Origin of the sequence: Halobacterium sp. KA-4 (assembly GCF_021028995.1) — an archaeon.
Classification (GTDB): domain Archaea; phylum Halobacteriota; class Halobacteria; order Halobacteriales; family Halobacteriaceae; genus Halobacterium.
This window is the reverse complement of record NZ_JAJJZG010000010.1, coordinates 86,733-112,208: the sequence shown is the minus strand read 5'-3', so window position 1 is coordinate 112,208 and position 25,476 is coordinate 86,733. Positions and strand designations below refer to the sequence as shown.

Here is a 25,476-nt window from a genome sequence, read left to right as displayed (position 1 = left end):
GCGGAGCTCACGCATTCGATACTCGTTTTCCCACCGGCAGAACGAGCTGTAGTGTGGTGCTTCGTCAAGTCCAAACACGGCAAGAACACCGGGCATCTCGTTGAGGTAGTCCTCGGATTCACGGAGGGTCTTTTCCAGTTCGACACGGTACAGAATCAACGCGATCTGCACCCACTCGGCGTACCCGCCCGCGCCGGACGGCGCGGCGGGTACGTCCGGATCGTCAACGTGCTGTTTGGCAAGGTTTCGACACATCCAAGCAAGCCGTCTGAGCGATGCCATATCGCCAGACGGCGTCCAATTCCTGGTTAGCTTGACGGAATCTTCCCGGGGGAGAGTCTGAAACTTCCCTCAATCGGTGGCAAAACAAGGCAACTCAACAGCTACTACGACCGTCACGGGACGTATCCAGACACGTATTTCGAGATGCAGGACTGTCCCGAGTACGATACCGGCGTCTTGCCGTTCTCTGCGGACGATGGGCCAACCAGTGGACAAGCGGTCAAATACCAGTACGACAGCGATAGCGAGACGCTAACCATCCGACTCAAAACGCCAGACGCACATTCACCAAAGACACGAGGTGACTGGTCGTGGACGGAGTACGAGCGCGGCGGCTACGAAGCGTTTCACGACCTCCTCGCTCACGGCAATCTCTCGGCTCCCGAGTTCCAGCCCTCTCGTCGCAAAACCGGTAACACCTACTACGAACTCTCTTTCCCTGTCGAAGTCGAACAGACTGGGGCAAGCGACGACATTGACTGCGTGCTGGCGCTCGACGCCGGGATGCGGAAAGACATGACTGCCGTGGTGGTCACTGACGACGGCGAGCAACTGTCCACGCCACAGTTCATCCAGTTCACCGACCGCGAGAAGATGCGGCGACTCCACCGGGAACGAACGCGCCTGAACGACCGCCTTGCCTCATTGCGTCGTGACGGTCGCTCGCATACTGACGAGTTCACTCATATTCATAGTGAGTACGAGCGGGTGAACAGCAAACTCCAGCACAAGCGCGAGCAACTGACACACGACGTAGCCAACCAAGTCCTCGCACTTGCACTCGCCTACGATGTGGACGCCATTGTTCACGAGGACTTGCGGTCGCTCTCACCACCGAGTGACGAAGGCACGTTATCGTGGGAGTTGTCGTCGTGGGCACGACGGGACATCATCGAGAACATCGAATACCGGGCAGAGAGTGTTGGTATCGCTGTCGAGCGAGTCTACCCGGAGGGGACGAGTCGGTCGTGTCCCCGGTGTGGTTCGACCGGCCACACCTGCAAGTCGCCCGACCATCACGAGGAACTGTGGTGGGGCGGGCACTTCCGGTGTGACAACTCGCGGTGTGGGTTCGAGGGCGACCGCGACTACATCGGGGCACTGAACGTGGCTCGCGTGTTCTTCAGCGACGGCGATACGCTAGACCACGGTTTCACGTCCTCCTACACGGGGGACTCCGAAATCGTGCTAGCTCGCCGTTCCGCTGGCACGCGGCTCATGTTCGGGTCTAGCATCGTCGCCTACGAACCCGAACAGGCACGGGCGACCGCTGGTGGTGGGTCGGCTGCCATAGCGCCCGCCGTCGCCCTGCACGAGCCGAACGCAGACGGTAGCGATGGGCGTGGCCCAGCCGTCCAACAGTGTACCCGCTTCCTACGGTGTACTACTGAAAGCTACTGAAAATTGGAACGGTCTGGCAGCCCAAATGAGTGGGAGGTGGTCGGCGGCCAACAGTTGTCGCCGGTCATGGGTCGCCGTCAACCGGCCCCCAAGGTCAGGGATGCCGACCCGTGAACGCCGAGAAGTTCTTCGGGTATGACGCGGTGAGTCCACTGGCAAGCCACGGGCCACCGCGCCCGTAGTAGTTGACTTCCTACCGTCGTACTGCGAGACAGACTCGAACAGCACCCGTGGATGTTCGACGGGTGTGCGGTCAAGATGCGCGACGTGACGCTCTCAACCGGGGACTACGCCATCCCGGCTGACTGTACTCACGACCCGGAGCCGAATACTTACCACCCACGGTTCGCGGTCGAACGCAAGATCGGCCACGATTTCCTCACGTCGCTCACCTGGGAACGCGACCGATTCACTTCCGAACTGCAGCAGGCCGCCGAGTGGCCACGGCCCATTACGGTCGTCGTAGAGACCTCTTGGCAAACCGTTCCAGGCTGCGAAGCACAGGCGAACGCTTTTCTGGTAGGTACTCTACAGACCGATGGAAGGAATCTGTCACAGCGGTACCAGCGCGGAAGCCCACCCCTTCAGGGGTGAGAGGAAGCGCGTCAGCTTGAAGTGACTTCAAGACACAGTGAGAAGCACGTCCCACAGACCCAGAAGTGGTCGATGGGACGGGCTGTCTGTCAGCCAGCCCTCGAAGTCGGGGATGCTGAACGAGTCTCTCCGACTCCCGTGTTGAAAGCACCTGAGAAAGCCCCTGTTAGAAAGCAGGGGGCGTGGGGCTTTCCACTGGGAAGCGCGAAACTCGGGAGTTCACCGACAAGCCCACCGCTTTAGCGGTGGGTCGCTGACACGCTCCCTTCCTTCCGTTCAATTTGTCTTAATAGTATCAACTACGGACTATGAGAGTGGGCTTCAACCGACGGAATTATTTATTTGAACAGTTACGTTAGGCTTGCAGGCACCTTGGACCGGTGCTGCACATCCCGAGGGTGTTGAAACACCCTCGCTGTCCTTACGCTGTGGAGTGGCAACGATACCAGCGGGTAGGAAACCGGGGAATGGTTGTGCTATGGCCTCGACAAACGATGCTTAGTGGCAACTCAAGCTCGCGTCTGTAGGGTGAGCAATTTCTCCGTCAGGGCGGGCGTGAGTCCGGCATTGTCTGCCCAATCGACCACTGTTGGCTGACCGAATATTCGGTGTTAACCCGTCTCGAAAGGTTGATGGCCACGATATCACTTTACGTAGTATATGCCCGAACACAGCCAGAAGCCGTTGTATGACCAGATCTACCAGTATCTGGAGACAGAGCTTGCAGACGGGCGGGCGTTTATCAAAAGCCGGCATATTGCAGCAGAACTTGACGTATCGGCCAAACGGGTTGGGGTTGCAATGAGTGATATTGAGACCAACTCTACCAAGTATGAGTTCCAGCGCTGGGGTGGTGGCTCGGATGGAGTGACGTGGTTGATCAAGCAGGCCGCTGATACCTGAGGTAACGTCGACTGGTGGTGCTGTTCGCTGCCGGCTTCGAGTGGATGCTTGTTTGGTTGGGGTGGTTTCTTAGGTGTGGCGGGTGGCTGCGATGAGGGCGGCGATGGCGGCGGCGAGTAGTGTGGTGATGGGGGAGAGTGGGGCGAAGCCGGGTGAGGCGTCGTTTTCGACTGGTGGGAGTGGGTCGGACTCTTGGACGGGGAGTGTTGGCGCTGTCGTCGTTGGTGGCGGTGCTGTGGTGGTTGTGTTGGGTTCTGTTGGAGGTTGGATGAGTGCTGTGTCGTCGACGGGTGAGCCGCTTGCTGTATAGACGGTGTCATTCCCGTCGAGGGTTTCGTTGCCGTTGGCGTCTTTGATGGCGATGGCACGCACCTCTGTCGGTTGGTCAATCGCAGTGTCTAATGAGACGTTGACGGAGTCGTAGACGCCACTGGGGAGGTGTCGGGAGGTCCCGATGGTTGTGCCATTCGCTGTGAGTTGGAGGATGCTATCGGCGGGGAGTGTGATGTCGGTGACGGTGACGGTGTCGTTTGTGGCTGTCTGATCGGGGAATTGGAGGGCGGCGTTCGTTTGTGGGAGCTGGATTGAGTAGTCAGTCCAGTTTTTATAGCCTTGCACCCAGAGCGGGAGTTCGCCGGGGCGGTGCGCGCCCGGGAACTCGCCGTCTCGGTGGTCACCGGGGAATTCACTGGACCGGGGGGCGGCCGGATAGTCACCGGGTGGCGGGGTGCCTGATGACTCGCTGGCCTGGTGGATGCGCGGGAATTCGAAGGTAACCGAGAATGACCCGTCATCGTCGGCGGAGACAGTTTGTTCCCAGAGGTGGGGATGGGGAGATTCTTGGAGGGCGGCTACCGAGAGGTCTGTTCTCGGCGCGAAGTTTGTTTGCCCGGCTACCGTGATTGTGGAGTCGTTCCACGGTGGCAGTGTGAATCCGGGTTCAGCCTGCATTTGAATCATCGGCTGTTTGAGGTTGATGCGTTGTGAGGCGACGGTCTCGTTGGACGCGACAAGTGGGTTTTCGTCGCCATCGAGGACGATTTGGACCTCATAGGTGTATTTTCGAAATCCGGACATATCGAGGTCGCTAGTGTCCCAGATGGCAAGAAACCGGTTATGGCGTCCGTTCGGGGCGACGTTCGACCCGCCTTTCACCCGCATCTGCTCTCGAATCATCACGTCCTCGACGGTGGCAACGTTTGTCTCCGTGTTCGGTTCGGGGCTGAGTTCCTTCACGCGCAGATAAATACCCTCATTCGACAGTGAGGTCGGCGTGGAGTCACCACTGATGGCGCCGCCTAGCCCGCTGTTTTGAACCATGAGCGCGGCGTATTCACCCTGAACCACGTCGTTCCCCGTCGTAAGATAGTCGTAAACCGTGGGTGTCGCTACCTCTTGCTCGTCTTCGACAGCAAGGGTGCTCGGCAGGCGCGCCATCTTGCTGGTTGTCTGATAGCGAGGCAGCACCTCAAGCTCACCAACATCTTTGACATCCCCTCCAACCGTGACGGTGAGCGTGTACTGGCCCGGGGAGAGGGCTGTATCAAGCGAGCCACTGGAGGGCGCAGTAAGGGTTGCGCCATCTACGGAAATGAATGCATTCGGGTTCGACGACGTGGTTCGGTACGTGTTAAATTCGACTGTCGTGGTTCCGCTCCCACCGAGTGGAACCTCGACTTCGAATCCGCGGCTTGCCTTCCCGATCGTGAGTGTTGCCTCGGCGGAGTGGCTCACTGGGATTGCAATTGAGTTCCCGCGAATCACCTTGTGGTCGCCAACGGACGCGGATGCTTGTTGAGTAGCTGTAGCGACGCCCATTGCACTCGTCAGTGGTGCTGCTATCAGCAGTACTAGAACGATAATGGTGGCTGTGAGACGGGTGGAGGTCATGGGGTCGCCGGTTGTGACCGAGTTTGCCGCCGAACCATATTAATCCTCGTGGGCGATTATCGGCCATGAAATTTCCACGCAAGTCAATATACGGATCATGGGTCTTTGATTCGTTTGAAGGATAACAGAGTACACCGCCACGATTCGAGTTTTCCCGATTACTCGTTGGAAGCGCATATGAGAGGTGGACTTTCGATTTGCCAGAGGTTCCCGACCGAACGTTCGTTCGAAAGCTACTTGATTGCTCACTCAGTACTATGCCAGCAGATGGGCCAGTTACGTTCACCACTCCAAACGGGTTTGAAACAGACCCTCCAGAACTACAAGCCGACGCGTATGGAGGCCTGAATAAATGGTTAACTTACCCACACGGACGTCACTAGCTCTCCTCATTCCGATTTTGCTGGTGACCTCGCTGGTGGTTCCAGTGATGCCGGTTGCAGCCCAGTCCGAGCAAGTCCTGGGGAGTCCAGGGATTTCGGCGTCAGTTCAAGACAACCACATTCAGGCGAGCGACCAGACGTCCGTTGCTGTGACGCTGTCGAATACGGGACAGGTCCGGCGATCTGGTCCCGCGCAGTTCGTCGAGCGCGTGAGTACCGCGCGCAACGTTCAAGTCTCGATTGACGACGCCCAAATTAACGCCCCGATTAACGTCAAAACGGGGACGGTAACAGTTGGCGCGCTCCAAGATGGCGGCGTCCAACAGGCGGCCTTTGACATCGAGACCGGGAAAGACCTTGAGCCGGGCACGTATTCGGTTCCGGTCACCGTGGAGTACGCCTACACCCAGACTGTGAACTATGACCAGACTCAATCCGGGTACTCGAACATCGAATACGTCGACGCCACGCGCACGAAAACCTTCGACGTTGAACTCGTTGTCGAGGAGCAGCCACGGTTCTCGCTGTCACCGACAGCAACGGACCAGCTAACCGCTGGGGGCAGCGACTACTTCAACTTCTCCGTAACGAACACGGGGAGTGAACGCGCCCATGATCTTTCCGTGCAACTCACCTCACAGAATCCTAGCGTGCAGTTCAGTGGCACAGCGCAGCCCCAGTCCCAGGCGAGCGTGTTCATCCCCGCGCTCGCACCCGGTGAAACGCATTCTGGGTCCGTCCGGGTTACGGCAACGGATAGTGCAACGGCCGGCCAGTATCCGATTCAGGCCACAGTCGAATACGAAACCCCGACTGGCGTCTCGGGCAGCTCGGACCAGATCACTGTCGGGGGAGAGGTAAAAGCAGAACAACGGTTCGAGCTCGGTGATATTTCGAGTGATCTCCGTGTCGGGACGGAGGGCAATGTCACCGCGACGCTCACGAACAACGGGCCAAACCCGGCCAACGATGCTGTGATTAACTTACAGGCACCAGCAACGGGGATTGAGCCACAGCGCACAGAGTTCGCACTTGGCGACCTCGGAGCCGGAGCCCAAGAGACGATTCGCTTCCCGGTGACGGTCAGTGATAACGCCGACGGCGGCCCCTACCAGTTTTCGTACACCGTCTCGTATGAAGACCGCAGTGGCAACGACCAGCAAAGTAACACGCTGAACTCGCGGGTGCAGATTGCCGGCCAACGCGATATCTTCGACATCTCGGGCGTCGACACGTCGCTGCAGGTTGGCTCAAGTGGCACGCTCGAATTGCAACTCACCAATAATGATGATGCGACATTACGGAACATCAACGCGAAGGCGTTCGTTGATGATCCGCTCTCGGTGAGTTCGGATGAAGCCTTCGTGCCCGTGCTTGAGCCAGGCGAGTCCACAACGATCGTCTTTGAGGTTAGTGCCGCCGGTGGCGCTGTCGCCCAACCACGGCCGCTTGAGCTTGATTTCCAGTACGAGCAACCGGACGGTGATACGGTGCTCTCGGACACCTATCAAGTTCCAGTGACTCTCACCCCAGCAGCTGAAGGTGGCCTCCCTACGACGCTCATCGGTGGCGTCGTCGTTGTTGTCGTGTTGATTGGGGCGGCACTCCTCTACCGGCGGCGATAACCCGCTATGGTCACTGTAGATTCGCTGCTTGAGACGGCCGACGATTGGATCGTCGACCGGCCGAAAACGGTCGTCGTGGCGTTCCTCGTCTTGACACTGGTGTTTGCCGGGGGGCTTGGCAGCATCAGCAGTGACGCCGGCACCAGCCAGTTCGTCGAAGGCAACCCAGCCCAGGAAGCCTACGAGGACGTCAACGCCGAGTTCGGCGGAAGCCCCTTTGCCGCAGACGTCGGCAGCACGCAGATCATTCATCGCGGCAACAACGTCCTCTCGAAACCAGCACTCCTCCGATCCCTAACATTACAGGAACGCGTCCAAGAACGCGAATCACTCCGTATTAGCAGTACGTCAACCGCCGCAACAATCGTCGCCCAGCAGCTTGAACCGTCAGCGACGACAGTTTCAGCGCAACAGCGCGCCATTCGGGACGCGACGCCCGCTCAAATTGATGCCGCGGTCAAGCAGGCAGCCCAAACACCAGGGTTCACGTCGCTGCTGAGCACGGATTTTAATCCGCAAGCAGCGAGTGCGTCAGCGACAATCGGCACTATCCAACATCGTGTGCCGGCTGGCTTGTCGTCAACAGCAGGCGCTGGTGGCACAAGTCCGCTGACGCCGATGCAACTCACGGTCGAGCAGATTGCTGACCGGACGCAGGGCGATTTCACCGTGTTCGGGAGTGGCATTCTCTCGAACGAACTCAACTCCGTGATTGGTGACTCAATGGCGATTGTCGTGCCGGCCGCCGCCCTCCTCATCATCGTCTTCTTGGTGTTCGCCTATCGTGATCCCGTCGACCTGCTCTTGGGGATTATCGCGCTCGTCATGACCATCATCTGGACGTTCGGCTTCATGGGACTTGCGGGCATCCCGTTCAGCCAGATGCTCATCGCGGTGCCAGTGTTACTCCTCGCGGTTGGCATTGACTTCGGGATTCACACCGTCAACAGATACCGTGAGGAACGCGCCACAGGCGCCGGCATCCACGAGGCGATGCGACCCACAACCGACCAACTCTTGGTCGCGTTCTTCATTGTCACCGGGACGACTGTCATCGGCTTCAGCGCAAACCTGATCAGCGATCTCGGCCCAATCCGCGACCTGGGACTGGTTGCGGGCATCGGGATCGTGTTCACGTTCCTGATCTTTGGGGTGTTCCTGCCGTCGATGAAAGTCCTGTTAGACGAAGCCCGCATCCGGCTTGGCATCCCCGAATTCGGCAGTACCGCGATCGGGAGCGGGAACTCAGTGCTTGCACGGTCGCTGACGGCTGGGAACTGGTGTGCAAAGCGCGGGCCAAAGGTCTTCCTCGCGCTGATGTTGCTCTCCGGCGCGGTTGCTGGTGCGTACGGCACTGGGGTCGATACCTCCTTCTCGAACGAGGATTTCCTCCCACCCGAAGAGAACCCCGATTATATTGAGGCGCTCCCGGAACCGTTCGCCCCCGGCGACTACTCCGTCACGGGCACCCTCAACTTCCTCGAGGATAACTTCGAGTCCGCACAAAGTAGCAGTGTCACAATCTATATTGACGCGCCATTACGGCAAGACGACGCCCTCCAGCAGATCAATCGCGTCAACGACGAGCCACCAGACGCGCTCATTTCGGAGGATCGTCGAGCGAATCCGGAGAGTATCGTCTCCGTCATCGAAAGCCGGACGGACCAAGATCCAGAATTCGCGCAACTCGTCGCCCGCAACGATCAGAATGGGGACGGCATCCCGGATGACAACCTCGAAGTAGTGTATGACTACTTGCTCTCCTCATCGTCACGGGGACAAACGCTGAATTACCTCTCCGATGACTACCGATCGACGCGCGTTGTGTACTCCGCGGAAAGCGACGCCTCCCAGGATGAGGTCGCTGCCGCCGGTCGTGAGATGGCGTCCCGGTATCGAATGCACGCTATTGCGACCGGTCAAACAGTCGTCTTTGCAGCCATCACTGACGTGATCTTCAACTCAGCGATTGAGAGTCTTGTGCTCGCGCTGATCGCAACCGCGATCTTCCTCGTGTTCATCTACTGGGTGCTCGAACGCCGGCCATCCCTTGGGATTGTGAATCTCATCCCAATTGTCTGGACGATCGCCGTCCTCGCCGGCACAATGCGGTACTTCGGCATCCCACTGAACGTCCTCACGGCAACCATCCTCTCAATCGCCATCGGGCTCGGGATTGACTACTCCGCGCACATCGTGCACCGGTTTGCCGAGGAATACGATCCAACACGAGATATCCATGACGCACTCGACAAAACAGTCCGTGGGACCGGTGGCGCGCTCGCTGGCAGCATGCTCACAACGTCGTCTGGCACCGGTGTGTTGGCGCTCGCAATCACGCCCATCCTCGGGCAGTTCGGCTTGGTGATCGCGCTCTCCGTGTTCCTGTCGTTCGTCGCATCGATCCTGATCACGCCCTCGGCAGCCGTGCTCTGGGAACGTGTCGTCATTACGCAGCCAGCAGACCAACCAGCATAACCAATGTCTGATTCCAACCCGTTCGACTCTGAATCCACGGATACGAAATCCGCGATCATGCGAGCAACATTCGAAACGCTCGATGAATACGGCTACACCGGGCTGTCGATGTCACGGATCGCCGACCGAGCTGACATCAGCAAATCCTCCCTATACCATCACTACAGCGATAAAGACGCACTCCTGTATGAATTCCTAGAACGCATCATCGCACAATTAACCGAGGAATTCTCACTCCTCCAGTTTGATGACCCCGTGACAGCCTTAGAAACCCTGCTCATGCAGGGCGTTCGAGGCCGCTTCCCCGACCAACGCGAATCCGGCCAAATCATCGATAACGTCACCCCACCACACACAACCCCCGAACAGTCCCACGAGACGTTCATCGAACTGCGAGCGCAAGGCGTTCATGATGAGGTCTACCGCGAGAAAATAACCGAACTCGACCAAACCATCGAAACCCACATCGAGACAATTATTCGCTCCGGCATTGAACAAGGAGTCTTCCGTGACGTCGACCCCGAACCAGTCGCACAAACCCTCCTAACACTCGTATTAGGCGGAATCGTCCGACGTACATCATCGGAAACAACGGACCTGCCAGAGGTCTACAACACAGTCCACGACTGCATAGACCAACATCTATTATCGGAAAACGAGTCTCTCAACAACACTGATCTGTGACACCCGCCTCGCGGTCATTCATGAGTACGCCCACAGTACCGCACCGCTAAGTTAACTCACCATCACGAATCGTCGGCGTTCAGTAGTTGAGGTCATCGGTCGTCGCGTCCAGCACGAGTACGACCGCCGCACCGACAAGGGCTGCAACCAGAACACCGCCCGCACTCGCCACGCTCCACTCAGGGTTCGCCGCACTAATCTGGATCGCCGGCGCACGGAGCGCGCCCGCCATCAATGCAACGAGGAACGTCAGCGTCGCCGCCCGATAGTGATCAAGCGCCCACTCGACGACACGCGCAAACGACAGCAAGCCAACAACGGCGCCCGCCGAGAACACCACGAGCGTCGTCACCGGGTCGACGGTCGCGCCAAGGTCGCCACCGAGTGCGGCGTCGGTCGCTTCGCTGACGGCTGAAGTCATCGTATCGTACAACCCCAGTGTCAACAACAAAAGCGATCCCGAGACACCTGGGAGCACCATCGCGCAGATGGCGACCGCACCCGCGAGGAAGACAACGGGGAGCACTTCGGGGAGTGCGCCGGCTTGGGCTTGCGCGCTCAGAACGAACGCGAGCACGAACCCAACGATGGCCGCCGCAATTCGACCAGGCGTCTCAATGGACACCTCCCCGAGCAACACGACGACGGAGGCCGCGATGAGCCCAAAGAAGAACGCGAACGTTACCCCCGGGAAGTCATGGATAGCGACGTGGACGACGTTCGCAACAGTGACGACCGCGGTCACCACGCCCGTGCCGAGCAACGCAAGGAACGGCACGTCCATCCGGACGAGCGTCTCCACGAACTCCGCGCGAGCGTCGGCACTACCGAGTCGTGGCACGAGCGCGAGCAACCCCAGCGCGTCGATGGGGTCCAGTGCCGCGATAGCGCCGACAAGGCGCTCATAGACACCCGTAATGAGCGCGATCGTCCCCCCAGAGACGCCAGGAACGGCGTCGGCAGCACCCATTGCGGCGCCCTTCAGATAGACCGCGATCCAGGCGCGACCATCCATTATGCGTAGCGCCGACCAAGCGCACCAGCAACCGCGGGCACGGCAACCGCTGCGGCCGCGCCGAACGGCGACTGCAGGTCAACCGGCCCACTCCCGGCTGCTTCCGTGGCGCCGGCCGTCTCATCGGCCGTCTCCAGCGTCGATGGTGCAGCCACTGCTGCCGTCTCGTTGCTGGTAGTCGAGTTATTCACTTCGCCGAGCGTCGCCCTAAGATTGCGTTCAAGGTCAACCGTGGACGCGGAGTCGTTCTGGCCGATGACTTGGCCTTCCGTGACGTGAGTGGTGGCGTTCCAGTTCACGATCTCGCGATCGTCCGTGATCGTGTTCCCGCTCGTAATCTCATACGGGCCGGTAGCGCGAACCGACGTGTTCGTATACCCGTTCTCCGGGCCGTACTCGTCGTAGCCAGTCGTCGAGTACGGAACGGTCAGCTCGAAGTTCCCATCGGGCCCAGTTTCGACGCGCTGGGCGTACGGGAACGTCGGTGCACTCCCATTCTCATTCCGCATCTCCGTAATCTCGAAGTTGGTAGACACCTCGAGCGTCGTGTTTGCAGGGCCAGTCCCCTCGATAGTTGCGCCGTTGACGCGTTCGAACAGTTTCACCGATGTCGGGTAGTACTGGCTGCTCAGCTCGTTGCCCGTGAGCCAGAGATTCGCCGGCGCCGCAGACTCATCGCTTACCCCGACCATGCGGTAGTGATCAAGCGCTTCAACGTACTCACGGGGTGAGGACCCAACCCCACCGATTTGTGCGGTGGTATCATTCGCGGCGTACTGCTCGGCTGCCTGCATGCTGTCGAACGACCGCGTCCAGTTCTGCTGATTCGAAATATCGAACCACGGCAGGCCACCTCGGTTCTGCCGCCAATCGACTACCACGGGATCAACCGACTTCGCGCTTCCGTGGTACCGGTAGAGCTTGACCATCATCGACTCATAGTACTCCTGGGAGCGAATCGCCTGCGTCCCGTACCGGGAGTCAGTCATAATCTGTGCCGCTGCCGGCTCACCATCCTGATACCGAGCAATGACAGACCGAGTGTAGAAGTCCGACTGCGAGAAGTTGTTTGGCCCGTCGTAGAACACCGTCGGCGCACTAAACTTCTCCAGCGGCAGAATCATCTGGGAGTCCACCGCGACATACCGAGTCTTCGCGTCGTCCTCTTCAACAGCCGCGAGTGCGTCTGCGGCCTCGTCCTCATTCTGCGAGAGGAGGAAGTTCGCAGCTTGCGTGGCGTGCTGCTGGAATGGGTTCGCAACCGGAATCGTCTCGCCTTCGACGGTCATCCAGTGGCCGTAGTCCCACCACGACATCACGCCGTACGCGCCCTCGGGATAGTCATAGTCGTCGGTCTGGCTGTACGTCCCGTAGTAGTCCAATTGGTCGGCATTACCTGCACCGCCGAAGTCGCCCTGCTCGGGTGTGTTCGCATTCATCCACTCCATCGCGTCGTCCCAGCTCGTCACCGCACCAGGGTTGTTCGCCGCGCCAACAGTTGTCGCCGACTGCAGGGGGACCTGTTGGTTCTGGTTGTTCGTCAACTGAATCGGACTAGCGCCGTCACCGGTCGCCGACGCGGCCACCGGCGCTGCAATAGGCACAAGCACAACCAACACCACGGCGACGACCGTCCCAACCTGATACCAGTCGACATCCTCGATCTGGGACGCCGGCTTGTCGAGACTCACGAGCCCGAGCACGACCTTGAGTACGTACGCGTTCAGCACGACAACCGGCACAACGAGATAGTAATTGAACCGCATCTGCGTGAACGCCGCCGAGGTGATGAACGCACCCCAAACGACAACAAGCAGCTGCTCCGCGTCGTACTCGCCGGTCACCGTGACTGCCGTCAGCGTCACACCGACAATCGCGAGCGCACCAAGCTGGCCGTCGAGACCGAACAGCGTGCCGACCGCATCGCCAATACCTGGCGCTGCAAAGACTGCGCCGACCACGACAACGGCGACCGCCGCACCACCCATACGCCGAGGGTTGCCGCTGCGAATGTGTGGCCGCAGCAGAATCCACGCCGCGCCAAGGAGCGCAGTAAAGAACGCCAACCCGTATTCGAGGAAGATGACGCCAAACATCCCAAGGCCATAGCTGCTCGTCCGGGAGAGGAACGGCTGCGCCTCGCCGATGGTGCGGGCGGACGCGCCAGCGCTGAAGCCGACGAAACGGACGAGGTTCGTCTGAATCATCGAGAACAGGTCCGGAAGGACGACTGCAGTAATACCAAGACCGACGAGTAAAATGCCGATTACGGCGACAGGATACGACGTCGCGTCGAGTTCGCGGTCGTCCCACTGGCGGGCGAGCCACGCAAGGAATACAACTCCAATTGCCACGGCGAACGAGAACAGCGGCTGCAGGAGTGTATAGCCCGTCGCGGAGAAATTCATATATGAGAGTGGAACAAGCATCAACAACCCGGTTGTCATCATGCTGATTGCGCCGACGACGGCGACATGGTCCGGGCTCGTTCCGCTGTAGTAGTCGCTCGTCAGCTTCACAAGGTAGAACACGCCGAAGATCCCGACAAGCAGGACACCCGGTGGCCACATCCACATGTAGGCCGCGGTTGCGACGCCTGCAAGCACACTCCATCCGACGACCCTTCTTAGACCAGCGACGTCACGATCGAGGAACTGCTCATAGACCGGCTTCTCGCGCTGTGCAACGCCGAGCGCGACGAGTGTTGCGAGGACCGCGAGCGACTGGAACAACGGTTCGGCGCCGTTGTGGTCGGCTGCACCTGCGAGGGTTCGCGAGAGGAAGTAGCCGGGAAGCAGTGCGAGAATGACGGCTGCGAAGACGCCGCCGAGCCGGCCACCCAATCGCTTCCCAACGAAGTAAGTCGGAATTGCGAGGAGGGCGCCGAACACGACCGGCGCGAACAACAGCGTCATCGCCGTCGTCTGCTGTGACGGATCACCGAGCCCGACAACGAGAGCGGCCGTTGCGACGATTTGGTCGAACAGCGTCCCAAACTGGCCGGAATTAGTCCCAGTTGGGAAGCCAGTCCAGACGTCGTACGGCATCGTCTGGGGCCAATTCTGGACGGTGTACATCACCTGCCGGAAGTGGTAGTACGCGTCGTTCCCGGAGAAGTACACTTCGCCGTTTTGCGTGAAATTCTCCCACGCCTGCACGCGCACCCAGAACATGAACGCGAGGACAGCGCCCAGCACGGGTACGTGGTACCAATTTTCGAGAGCGTCGAGGGCTGATCCGCCGGATATGGAGGGGGCCATCGACTCCTCGTTCTTCTCGCTCATTACCCGTAGGGTCCGCCAGAACGCGAATAAGCCTTGTCATCTACCCGCGGGATTTACCCTCGGGTTTGAGCGGGGCCTGGTCGACAACCCCCGAGAAATTATCGGGACTAAGGATGTAAATTTCTGTCTCAGGGCCTACGTGCAACACCTTTCTTCACACCTCAAAAGAAACGTCTTTACGCCCGTCTCGGCTACTTCCTCGTGATGCGCGTTTCCGTCGTCCTGTGCACGTATTCGCCGGACATGTACGAGCACTTCCGTGAAGCGGCCGAGAGCGTGCTCGGACAGACCTACGACGACGTAGAATTAGTGGTCGTCGTCGACGGGAACGACAACTTGTACGACCGCGTGCGCGAAGAGTACAGCGAACGTGAAAACGTCGTACTGCACTGTAACGACGAGAACGTCGGCCTGTTAGAGAGCCGGAACACGGGCGCTGAGCTGGCGAGTGGAGACGTCGTCGCGTTCATCGACGACGACGCGATTGCGGACGAACAGTGGGTCGAGGAGCTAGTCGAGAGCTACGAGGAACAGGACGCGCTAGCTGCCGGCGGAAAGATGACGCCGAAGTGGGTCGCCGGGAAGCCCGACTTCCTGCCCGAGGAGTTCTACTGGCTGGTCGGTGTGACGCACAAAGGGTTCGCTGACGGCCCCGGCTGGGTTCGGAACACGTTCGGGTCGAATATCTCTTTCCGGCGAGATGTGTTTCTGGAACTGGACGGCTTCGACACGGATATCGGCGGCCGGAAGGGAGATAAGAATCTCCAGGGCGGCGAGACGGAACTCTGTGCGCGTATGCGCCAGGAGTACGACGAGCAGGTCTGGTACAATCCAGACGCAGAAGTTGCGCACAAGGTGTTCGACTATCGGACTGCCCTACAGTGGCTCTGCGACCGGGCGTTCTGGCAGGGATACTCGAAGCGAGTCATGGAGACGATTCTGCCCGGTTCGGGTGGCGAAGAGGGAGATTTTCTCCGATTGCTTCTCATCGAATCTACACCAGAACACCTCAGTGAAATTGTCCGTAACCCCTCTTTTGCGAGCGTCTCGCGCCTCGTGATGCTCTACATTTTCACGGTGCTTGTCGGGTTTGGATACTTGTACGGGGCGTGGAAACGATAGGCTGAAACGTCCGCTCCGAGATAGGGCAAGTATGTCAGAACGGGGCGTCTGTGTCGTCACACACCCCTTGAGCTCATCTGGCGAGAACGCTACGCGAACCCTCCTTAACATCCTCTCCGCGCTCGGCCCCGTTTCACTCGTTACCGCCGACCTACCGAATAACTCGACAATCCGAGATGACCACGAGGTTGTTGAGGTGACGCAGGCTGGTGTTGGTGGCTCAATTCCAGTCGCGGCAGCCCGTTTCCTCCTCAACCAGCTCCGAATGAGTCGCGTCCTCGTCTCACGAGATGAAGACGTTGTTCTCTTCTTCGGTGCGACCGCCTACCTCCTTCCCGTACTCGTTGCTCAACTCGCTGGAAAGACCGTTGCGGTCGAACCACGGGGAGACGTTCCGCTCACCCTGAAACTCGCGTGGCGGCAGCGCATTCCTACACCCCTTGCGGACGCACTCGCCACGCTCGTTCGACTGCTTGAACGGGTGAACTTCATAGCCGCGGACGGCGTCGTCACGTACACGCCTAATATGGCGCGACAACTTGACCTTAATCCGAACGCTCCAAATGTCTATCCTCACGGCGCACGCTACGTTGACACCGAGAAATTCCGGCCGCGTACGTCGTTCACCGAACGTCCGAAGACCATCGGCTTCCTCGGTCGCATCGATGAGGAGAAAGGTATTCGAACGCTGGCAGAAGTAGCACGCCGAATTCCCAACGAGTATACGTTTCGCTTTATTGGAACCGGTAACTTGGAAGGTTGGCTCCGCGAGGAACTTGCAGACGAGATCGCTGCAGGCGACGTCGAAGTTACAGGATGGGTAGACCACAACAACGTCCCCGCGGAACTCAACCGCTTGCGCCTCCTCGTGATGCCTTCCGAACCCACGGAGGGGCTCCCAACGACCATTCTCGAATCACTCGCTTCTGGGACACCGGTCTACGCGACGCCGGTTGCGGGCGTTCCAGATGTTGTTCACGAAGGCGAGACCGGCTTCCTGATGGAAGAAACCGACCCCGAAGGAATAGCGACAACCCTCGAACGAATCCTCACGCGTAACGACCTTGATAACGTAGCGGCGAACGGGCGTACTCTCATCGAGTCTAGATATAGCTTCGATGCAGCGGTTGAGCGCTATCGCGACATCCTCGCCGCGTTACGTGCCTAGACCGAGAACCACCTGCCAGCACCTCGTACCTCGCCAGTAGTGTACAGGAGGGGAATATATCAACGCCGGTCGTTCAGGCCATGCTCACGGTTGAACCGCCCTGCACGTCGAGTGAGTCGACAACACTCTCTCAAGAGGGAATCGAATCCGTGCTTGAGCCACCACATCGTGTATATTTCTGAATTAGTAGCGTGGGTTATGTCACGCATGGCATAGTTGTCTCTTAACTCGAATAGACACTACAAACGCTACAAGTAGGAGAATAACATGGAGACGGAGTGGTTTCTCTCGGTTTGTTTTCACCGTTTTCAGTGGTTCTCAATAGCGGCTCTATAAGCCTTGAGGTGTTGGTCTACGGTGTCGGCGATAGTTAGACCCATCTCCTCGACTGCTTCGTGTCCACGCTCGGCTTGTGTACGGTGTTCATCCGGATTATTGAGCAGGTCGCAGACCGCATTAAGCAGACCATCTACTGACCTCTCTGCCCACCGATAGGCCTGGCGCTCTCGAAAGAGGCGAATCATCGTTCCTTCCTGTGTTGTTGTAATTACGGGAGTCCCACAGGCCGCAGATTCGACGCTGACAATAGAGAAACTCTCACTCTTGCTCGGCACCAGTGTCACGTCAGCAACGTTGTACAGCGGCGGAAGGTTCTCGTTGTCCACGAAGCCCTCATAGATGATGTTCGGCCGTCCTTCAAAGCGTTCACGTAGCGAGCCTTCACCGGCGACAATAACGGTCACGTCATCGTTCTCAAGACGACGTGCGAGTCGTGAGATCAGGTGAGCGCCTTTGAATTCAGTAAGACTTCCTACAAAGAGCACGACATCATTCTCCGATGGGATACCAAGACGGTCCCGGACGGCTTCACGTTCGTCCGTCTCGTACTCGTAAAAGTTCTCCGCGTTCACGGCCGGGTAGATGTAATCACTCTTGAAGCCACTTCGCTCCCAGAGATACGCCACATACTCGTGAGTCTCAATAACTTGGTCGATACCGAGATACTTCGCGAGCGTTCGGTAGGGGAAGGTGTGCTGGACGCCAGCACCAGAGACGAGGGGACCGTGGTAGATCGCTCGGACGTACGCGATCTGGTAGATATTTACAGGGACATGGACGACGTCCACGTCCGTGAACGCCCGGCGGACTGTCGGGGCGCCGGTGAGGAGACCGATCGGGACTGCATTAATGCGATGGCGTTCGACGCGAGGGTGATCATAGTCTTCACTCGGACCGGTGACGACTACGAGGTCGTGGTCCGTCCGGTTTGCCAACGCCTCAATAAGCGTCCGTGCCCGGGTCCGCGGACCGGTTCCTGAGAGAGAATATGCAAAGAATCCTATCTTCATGAAACGGAGTTTCGTCCAGCACGAAGTAAACGATTTCGGAAGGAAGAACGACCTTTCAACAACGACCGGATGAGAAAGACATAGGTAACGCGCGAGGGGATACAACAGCGTGTCTCGAGACACGGAGCGCGAATCGACGCACGACTGCGTCGAGTCAGACAGACCCCACGACACGGACGACATCGTCCGCACACTCGGGAAGAGCGGGCTTGTCGTCTTCCTCGGGACGTTTCTCGAACTAGGAATCTCTCTCGTCGCGAAGCTCATGGTTGCTCAGCAGCTAGTCCCTGCTAGCTACGGAGAGGTTACTGTCGGCCTGACCGTCCTACTCGTGACATCCATCGTCTCCCAGCTCGGATTCGACACGGGCATCCCGCGGAACGTCCCGCGCTACGAGGGTGCTGACCGACGGGGAGTCCTCGTTTCTGCGTTCCAACTCAATCTCTTCGTCTCCCTGGCTCTTGCCGGTCTCATCTTTGTTTCCGCTAGTCTCGTCGCCGACCTCCTCGGAAATCCAGCGCTCGTTCCCGTGCTCCGTGTCGTCGCCTTTGGTGTCCCTGCGATGCCGTTGATGCGACTCGCGATCAGCAGCACGCAGTCCGTTGGACGTTCCGTACCGAAGGTCATCGTCCAGAACCTCCTCCATCCGCTCACTCGAATCGCTTTCGTGAGTGCCGTCGTCCTACTCGGCGCCACGCCCGTAACCGTCGCGGCCGCATACGTCGCGACCAACTGGATTGGCGCGATCGCTGCCCTCTACTTCCTCGTCCGCTACACGACCGTCCTCAATACGGACCTGGGTTGGACGCCGAAGCATCGCGAGATGCTCGTCTTCAGCCTCCCGTTGATGGCGACCACCGGACTCGTGTTCATTCTCGGAAATACGGACACCCTAATGATTCAGTACCTCCGCGGGTCAGCGGATGTCGGCGTCTACGACATCGGCTACACGATTGCGCAGACCCTTTCGTTCGGGCTAGCGTCGCTGGGCTATCTCTTTCTCCCGAACATCTCTGACCTCCACGCAGCTGACGAGTGGGAGCAGATTACCCATCTCTACAAGCTCGTTACCAAGTGGGTGGTATTCGTCACCATTCCACCATTCCTCCTGCTTTCCTACTTTCCGACGCCTCTCATCACGCACACATTCGGCGCTGAGTACGCCGGTGGGGCGCCCTATCTTGTCATACTCGCGACTAGTTACTTCACGATGGCGGTGACCGGACCAAACCAGCGTACGCTCTCCGCGTTCGGAGACACGCGTGTCATCCTCTACGTGAACACGTTCGCGGCTGCTCTGAACATCACCCTGAACTACTTCCTGCTTACCACGATCGGTACCGTCGGCGCCGCTATTGCCAGCGCCATCTCGCTCGTCGTCGTCCACCTCCTCTACTGCTATCAACTCTACACGAGCTATGACATCAGCCCATTCTCGTGGGCGGTCGCGAAGCCCGTAGGCGCCTTCCTCTTCATCGCGACCTGCATATATGCTGTCGTCCGCATGACGGTCGGACAACCCTCTATTCTTGGTCGTATGGTACTCGTGGCGCTTGCGGGCGTGGTCTACGTTGTCGCGATTCTCGCACTCGGCGGTCTAGAGGAGGACGACGTAATGCTTGTCCAAAGCGCTGAGCAGAGCCTCGGCGTCGACCTTGAACCATTCAAGCGCGTCGCACGCTGGTTCATGTGACGACTCCAAGTACAGGCAGAAAGCATTAACGGCACTGCCTGCCATATATATATACATGACCCTCGTCGTTCTCGGAATCGACGCCCTTGACCCGGAACTCGTCGATTCAGATGTACACTCAAACCTTACCCTTGGCGCGTACAAATCTATCGAGACCATCGTAAGTGTTGCTGGCGAACCAAGCACACACGAACTCTGGCCAACAATCATCACAGGGTTACCTCCTTCTGAGCATGGCCTGCAACTTGATGACGGCGTCGCCTGGGAGAACCCACTTCTCCGCGCTGGGAGTCGTGCGGCAGATCACCTCCTCCCTAAAGAGATTCAGTCCCGCATCGGCGCGTGGCTTCTCACGAACACGAGCGAGGACGCCTTCCGTGAGCACGCGACATACTACGAGGAACATGACCTCTCGACGGTGTTTGACGGTCGAAAGGCGAAGGCAATCGGTGTGCCAAACTACGTCGTGAACCCGGACGATGAGGACCGCGAACATCTCTTGAGACAGCGCATGGGCGATCTTTTTGAGCGCGATTCCGATGCGACGGGTGGACATACGTCCGCCGACCCGGTCGAGTTCTACGAGCAGTGTATGGAGATGGGGATGGTCCGGATTGCACGGACGCGGCGCGCACTCCGAAGTCGCCAGTACGAGCTCGTCTTCGGTTACACGAGTGCGCTTGACCTAATCGGGCACGTCTCCTACGATGATCCTGGCCTCCAGCGCGACGCCTATAATGAGATGGACGACTTCGTTGGTGAACTTGTCGGCGACCTCAACTCCGAAGATGACCTCTTGCTAGTCAGTGACCACGGACTACAGGGCGGCCTCCATACTGAAGAAGCGATTGTGGCCGCTACTAACTCTGAAATTATCGAGGGCATTAAGTCTGTGACGGACATTCATGCCGCGGTTGAGGAAACACTTGATCGTGATGACTATACTCCAAGTGCGCGTGAGCGACCAGAGCGATCTCACGAAAGTGGTGAGGCAGTCCGTGAACAGCTTGAAGACCTAGGATATATGTGAAATAAATAAACCAGAAACAAAACACGATATAACCAATATACTCCGAGTAGAGAATCTCTCAAAACTCATGTTTGATATCCTGCCAATTCCTGTATCTTAAATCAAAGCAGTAGCGCTGAGACCTATGAAAAATACGGTGTCATTAAAATTATATTTCAGGGGAGGATCCATTTTGAGGTGATTGAGAAACTACGCACAGAAGCAGTCGTGGAGTAACACAACGAAGGGAACACTACGACACGGGCGTCGTCCTCATACTCTCCAGTAAGGTCAAAAGCGCCCAGTATAATTAATCATGACTTAATATTCTCTTTTGGTTAAACACACAATATATCACGCGTAGTCAATAATACCATTACTGGTCCTCCTAATTTGTGGAACTACATAACGAATCCGGGAAAACCAAAAACCTATATCGGGCCAAATATATGTAGGAACTAAATGTATAATCTCTCAAATGCGCTTACTCTGCTTCGAAACCCACAGGCACTACCCGGCGTCTACCACCAGTTCGGCATGACGTTGAACCAGCGCTATTATAAGTGGCGAGGGCACTCCGACCACGGCTCCATCATGGATGAGTCATGGGATAATCTTTTTTTGCTGGATGGGTGCCGTTATGACCTCTTCAAATCTACTATTGATCTTGACGGCACTCTTGAACCGCGGATTTCAGTCGGTAGTAGTAGCAACGACTTCCTCACATCGACATTTACTGGCGAGCAGTACCACGACACAGTGTATGTTACGGCAAATCCGTATTTCACGGAGATACCGGATGAAACGTTTTATACTACCATCAATCTCCTTGACGATGGCTGGGATGTTGAGTTGGAGACCGTACCCCCAGACGTGATGGCTGATGCTATCCGTGACGCGCATAAGGAATATCCCCAAAAGCGGATACTTGCACATTTCATGCAGCCTCACTATCCATTTATCGGCGAATTTGGACAGCAACTTCCCCAGGGTGGTATTAGTCCGCCCAGTGAGAAGGGCGGAGAAGGGGAATCGAACGGCGATATTTGGGTGAAATTGCAGTTTCGGCTAGACGGAGTGACGAAATCAGATGTTTGGCGCGGGTACCGTGAAAATCTTGAGCGGGTGGTTAATGAGGTTGAACAGCTTATTTTAGATCTTGATGGTCAGACGGTATTAAGTAGTGACCATGGCAATCTCATCGGTGACTGGATCGGGCCAGTACCCTGCCGAGGCTACGGTCATCCGCCGCAAATCTATGCCGACAGTCTAGTTCGTGTTCCGTGGTTCGTGATTCCTGGCCAGCGGCGTGAAGTAGTGGCTGAAACACCTGTGTCAACGACAGACCTTGACGAGGATATCGTGTCTGACCGTCTGAATCAACTCGGGTACATCGCGTAGCGGACGATGCATCCACCAGAATAGTTCACAATAACTTGCTCTGATCCATACTCAGATAGCGGTATCCAGATGCGTTGATTCCATACCCGTAGTCACATAGATGTCGTCAATCTTGACCCGGACAACGAGACCGATGGCCGGACATCAAGGATTCTGTCGAACTGCTTGATGTGCCGCCGAAGTGACCGATACGTTGAGTTCAACGTCTATCCGTGGATAATCATTTAAGTCGGGGCAGCACATAGAACCCAAACAAGAGCTTGTTGATTCACTTCGCACGAGCGTCTGTAAGAGCCTATTTGGTTAGAACTTCTTCGAACAGGTGATCGTTATTTATATACCAGTTTACAGTTTCTTCGATCCCTTCTTCGAACGAGAACGAGGGCTGATAACCGAGCACTTTCTGTGCTTTGCTAATGTCAGCTACGTACCGTGCAATCTCACCTGTTCGGCTTGGCTCGACGTGAATAGCACTATCGGCGCCTACCTTGTCCACCACTATCTCCGCAAGATCAACTAGAGATGCCCCCTCACCAGAAGCAATATTAAACGTCATTCCCTGTGATTTGGAGAAATTATCTAACACCTTATATATTCCATCTACACAATCTTCAATATACGTGAAGTCAAGAACCTTTTCGTTTCCGTAGATAGTCAAATCTTGTCCATTCGATGCTTGTGCAATAAATAATGGAACAACCCGGTCTGACGCGTCAAACTTTCCATAAACGTTCGAGAAACGGAGGATACTGCTATTTATTCCATAGCAGTTCTGGTATGACTTAACTAGTGCTTCCCCACTTATTTTACTTGCTGTATATGGACTTTCACACTCATCAGCGAATGTATCTGACTCCGACGAAATTATATCATCACCGTTACCATATACTTCGCGGCTGCTGCTGAAGATGACGTTCGAGACGCCCGTTTGACGAGCATACTCTAATACGTTGAACGTCATATCTACGTTCTCTTGCGCACGGCGTGGGTCTTCAACTAATTGATGCACCCGAGCATGGGCGGCCAAGTGAATGACAGTATCAACATCTTCAGGAAGTTTGTCGAGACTTGTGGGGTCGCAGAGGTCGATAGTCCTCGTGACATCGTCAACGCGTTCCGACCATGGATTTGGGTTTATGTCGACTCCATGGACGATATAATCCTGTTTAAGCAGTCGTTGTACTAATCTGGTTCCGACAGTTCCACTACTACCAGTAACTAGGACGCTATGATTAGCCATAGTATTCCATCGGAAATACTGATTAAACAATTTTCGGTTTTCCGAATCATATATCAACCCCTATCAAATATTAGTACTATGGGAGATGATACTATTCGTGTCTGTCACGTGGTAAATGCAGTCTCAACAACAAGTGTCCCTGCAGACATCGCTACAGGGCTTGTAAAGCATACAGATATACAAGCAGATATTCTGGCTTGGTTTAATGTTGAGCCATTTAACGGTATGGACCTGATTCAAGTTCACGATATTGGTGCTCCAAATAATTCGGTGGGAGCTGATGTTACGTCAATTCAAACGGCACGCCAGATATTATCCCAATATGATATCATTCAGACACATCACAACCATTCGGGAACGTTTGCGAAGCCTATCGCTTATCTTCAAGGGACACCCATTATATCCACCGAACAGAATAATCACGACGGATTCACTACTAAGGGCCTTGTCGCAAATGCGATTACAAACAGCCTTGTAAACGAGATAACTTGTGTCTCGGAAACAGTTGTCAATTCTATTTATTCCTGGGAACGATTCTTTTGTGATAATATCCGCGTCATTCATAACGGCGTAAACTTGAATAGAGTAGAAGAGAGCCGAAACCAAGAGTGGAGCGTTCACGACTGTGTGGATATTGACACAGATGCGTACTTGATCTCGAATGCAGGAAGATTGGCCAAACAAAAGGGACTAGACACACTTATCAGGGCTATTTCGCAACTTCAGCCCAGTATCTCCGTGGAGGCAGCAATCGCTGGCGACGGCCCACTACAGTCTGATTTGAAGTCTCTCGCGAAGAATCTTGGCGTTAATGATTCGATACACTTCCTCGGAAAAATAGATCGGAGTAATGTCTATAGTATGATGGCCGAATCCGATGCATATGTGATGCCCTCCCGATGGGAGGGATTTAGTGCGGCCGCACTTGAGGCACTTAGTATTGGAGTCCCGTGTATATTCTCTGACATCGACGAATTTACAACTCCGTTCGAAGGGGCTGCCCGATTTCACCGGGTTGACGATCCTCAGTCACTATCAAAAGTGCTTAGCGATGTCCTCACAGATGCAGATCAACGTGCATCATTAGTGGAACGGGGCAGGAAAAGGGCGGATCGGTACTCTATCGAGAACGTCGTAAAACGATATCGGGATCTCTATCGCGAATTAGTCTGACTAATCCTCTCTACGATAGACTTCGACATCATCAATACTTGTTATTTGTCTGAATCGCAGCTCATTAAGTTTCTTTCTAGCCGCAGTTGGACTGTCGATGTCCGGGTGGAACTCTACAATTATCCCCCGGCATCTTTCTCTAAGTAACTCAGCTTCCTGTTCAATCAGTTCAATTTCTGCACCTTCAATATCGGCAACCAAGAAGAACGACTCTATCCCCTCAGTTTGGCATATCTCGTCAAGGCTGATTCCTGCTACCTCCGTTACTTCTACACCTCGGCTATGGGTGTTCCCGGTCAAGAAATGGTCCCCAGAAGCGAACGTTGTTGTGTCTTCATTCGGAACATACGCGGCATTTTGAATGTCGAATGTCGCGTTATTCAAACTCCGGTGTCTTTCAATTAAGGGGATTAAATCCGGGTTTGCTTCTATCGTCACGTGCTTTGTGTTGGGATCTAACTTCTGGTTGATATAACAACTAGTATATCCAATTCCCGAACCTAATTCGATAACAGAAATATCTCCCGGTAAATAGCGCTTGATGAGGGTGATTTCTTGCTCTTCATAATTTCCGAGGTACAGTGAGTCTATTTGTCTGACGAAGGGGTTGCTCGTATCGACTTTGATCCCGTCCTGATTCTGGTAGTCTGTGGATGACAGCCGGTCTTTCAACTTCCGATATCGGAGCAGTATTGGTTTAAGGATGAACCGGGGGATAGCTGCTGCAACTGCCCGGATTCCACCATGATGGTAGCGGCGTTTAATCAGATATGGTATCTGCA

The 25,476-nt window shown here is 56.3% G+C and carries 18 protein-coding genes and 1 pseudogene; 12 read left to right on the top strand and 7 right to left on the bottom strand.

Features of this window, described 5'->3' with window-relative positions:
* A pseudogene (locus LPA44_RS11405) lies at positions 1-282 on the bottom strand (IS5/IS1182 family transposase); the annotation flags it as partial.
* Between the two features lie 144 nt (positions 283-426).
* On the opposite strand from LPA44_RS11405, the gene LPA44_RS11400 reads away from it, so the two are divergent.
* The 3 genes from LPA44_RS11400 to LPA44_RS11395 all read left to right on the top strand — a co-directional run bounded on the left by LPA44_RS11400 (position 427) and on the right by LPA44_RS11395 (position 3,180).
* Positions 427-1,683: a transposase gene (locus LPA44_RS11400; protein ID WP_230889709.1), complete on the top strand. Its 1,257-nt coding sequence runs from the start codon at positions 427-429 to the stop codon at positions 1,681-1,683.
* Positions 1,684-1,917: 234 nt separating this feature from the next.
* A complete protein-coding gene (locus tag LPA44_RS18265) occupies positions 1,918-2,277 on the top strand; it encodes an ERCC4 domain-containing protein (RefSeq protein ID WP_330166497.1) in 360 nt (119 codons plus the stop codon).
* Positions 2,278-2,937: 660 nt separating this feature from the next.
* A complete protein-coding gene (locus LPA44_RS11395) occupies positions 2,938-3,180 on the top strand; it encodes a DUF7123 family protein (RefSeq protein WP_230889708.1) in 243 nt (80 codons plus the stop codon).
* A 69-nt stretch (positions 3,181-3,249) separates the two neighbouring features.
* On the opposite strand, the gene LPA44_RS11390 is transcribed toward LPA44_RS11395, so the two are convergent.
* A complete protein-coding gene (locus LPA44_RS11390) occupies positions 3,250-4,914 on the bottom strand; it encodes a DUF7282 domain-containing protein (protein ID WP_230889707.1) in 1,665 nt (554 codons plus the stop codon).
* Between the two features lie 586 nt (positions 4,915-5,500).
* Here LPA44_RS11390 and LPA44_RS11385 point away from each other — a divergent pair.
* Genes LPA44_RS11385 through LPA44_RS11375 form a run of 3 tightly spaced genes read left to right on the top strand, consistent with a single transcriptional unit; the run spans position 5,501 to position 10,240 of the window.
* Positions 5,501-7,078 carry a COG1361 S-layer family protein gene (locus tag LPA44_RS11385; protein WP_230889706.1) on the top strand — a complete coding sequence of 526 codons (1,578 nt, stop codon included), beginning with the start codon at positions 5,501-5,503 and terminating at the stop codon, positions 7,076-7,078.
* A 6-nt stretch (positions 7,079-7,084) separates the two neighbouring features.
* Complete coding sequence (locus tag LPA44_RS11380; RefSeq protein WP_230889705.1) at positions 7,085-9,556, top strand: efflux RND transporter permease subunit; 2,472 nt, start codon at positions 7,085-7,087, stop codon at positions 9,554-9,556.
* 3 nt (positions 9,557-9,559) lie between these two features.
* A complete protein-coding gene (locus LPA44_RS11375) occupies positions 9,560-10,240 on the top strand; it encodes a TetR/AcrR family transcriptional regulator (RefSeq protein WP_230889704.1) in 681 nt (226 codons plus the stop codon).
* A 79-nt stretch (positions 10,241-10,319) separates the two neighbouring features.
* Here the strand turns inward: LPA44_RS11375 and LPA44_RS11370 are convergent, their stop codons facing one another.
* Together LPA44_RS11370 and LPA44_RS11365 are read right to left on the bottom strand one after the other, a co-directional pair.
* Positions 10,320-11,255: a DUF368 domain-containing protein gene (locus tag LPA44_RS11370; RefSeq protein WP_230889703.1), complete on the bottom strand. Its 936-nt coding sequence runs from the start codon at positions 11,253-11,255 to the stop codon at positions 10,320-10,322.
* Complete coding sequence (locus tag LPA44_RS11365; RefSeq protein WP_230889702.1) at positions 11,255-14,539, bottom strand: oligosaccharyl transferase, archaeosortase A system-associated; 3,285 nt, start codon at positions 14,537-14,539, stop codon at positions 11,255-11,257. Before LPA44_RS11365 ends, LPA44_RS11370 begins: the two co-directional genes overlap by 1 nt.
* Before the next feature lie 204 nt (positions 14,540-14,743).
* Between LPA44_RS11365 and aglG the strand changes: the two genes are divergently transcribed.
* Positions 14,744-15,661 carry a glucosyl-dolichyl phosphate glucuronosyltransferase gene (aglG, locus tag LPA44_RS11360; protein ID WP_230889701.1) on the top strand — a complete coding sequence of 306 codons (918 nt, stop codon included), beginning with the start codon at positions 14,744-14,746 and terminating at the stop codon, positions 15,659-15,661.
* A gap of 31 nt (positions 15,662-15,692) precedes the next feature.
* Complete coding sequence (locus tag LPA44_RS11355; protein ID WP_230889700.1) at positions 15,693-16,829, top strand: glycosyltransferase family 4 protein; 1,137 nt, start codon at positions 15,693-15,695, stop codon at positions 16,827-16,829.
* Between the two features lie 308 nt (positions 16,830-17,137).
* Here LPA44_RS11355 and LPA44_RS11350 read toward each other — a convergent pair whose 3' ends face one another.
* Positions 17,138-18,178: a glycosyltransferase family 4 protein gene (locus LPA44_RS11350; protein ID WP_230889699.1), complete on the bottom strand. Its 1,041-nt coding sequence runs from the start codon at positions 18,176-18,178 to the stop codon at positions 17,138-17,140.
* 109 nt (positions 18,179-18,287) lie between these two features.
* Between LPA44_RS11350 and LPA44_RS11345 the strand changes: the two genes are divergently transcribed.
* The 3 genes from LPA44_RS11345 (at position 18,288) to LPA44_RS11335 (ending at position 22,281) form a co-directional block, all read left to right on the top strand.
* Positions 18,288-19,871 carry a flippase gene (locus LPA44_RS11345; RefSeq protein WP_230889698.1) on the top strand — a complete coding sequence of 528 codons (1,584 nt, stop codon included), beginning with the start codon at positions 18,288-18,290 and terminating at the stop codon, positions 19,869-19,871.
* 55 nt (positions 19,872-19,926) lie between these two features.
* Positions 19,927-20,901, top strand: a complete 975-nt coding sequence (locus LPA44_RS11340) for an alkaline phosphatase family protein (RefSeq protein ID WP_230889697.1) — start codon at positions 19,927-19,929, stop codon at positions 20,899-20,901.
* Between the two features lie 441 nt (positions 20,902-21,342).
* Complete coding sequence (locus LPA44_RS11335; protein WP_230889696.1) at positions 21,343-22,281, top strand: hypothetical protein; 939 nt, start codon at positions 21,343-21,345, stop codon at positions 22,279-22,281.
* Between the two features lie 295 nt (positions 22,282-22,576).
* On the opposite strand, the gene LPA44_RS11330 is transcribed toward LPA44_RS11335, so the two are convergent.
* The gene (locus tag LPA44_RS11330; protein WP_230889695.1) at positions 22,577-23,521 is read right to left on the bottom strand and encodes an NAD-dependent epimerase/dehydratase family protein; all 945 of its coding nucleotides are present in this window, start codon (positions 23,519-23,521) and stop codon (positions 22,577-22,579) included.
* Positions 23,522-23,599: 78 nt separating this feature from the next.
* Here LPA44_RS11330 and LPA44_RS11325 point away from each other — a divergent pair, with 78 nt between their 5' ends.
* Entirely contained in the window at positions 23,600-24,694 is a 1,095-nt protein-coding gene (locus LPA44_RS11325) for a glycosyltransferase family 4 protein (RefSeq protein ID WP_230889694.1), read from the top strand.
* On the opposite strand, the gene LPA44_RS11320 is transcribed toward LPA44_RS11325, so the two are convergent.
* Entirely contained in the window at positions 24,695-25,366 is a 672-nt protein-coding gene (locus LPA44_RS11320; RefSeq protein ID WP_230889693.1) for an FkbM family methyltransferase, read from the bottom strand.
* Positions 25,367-25,476: the final 110 nt, after the last annotated feature.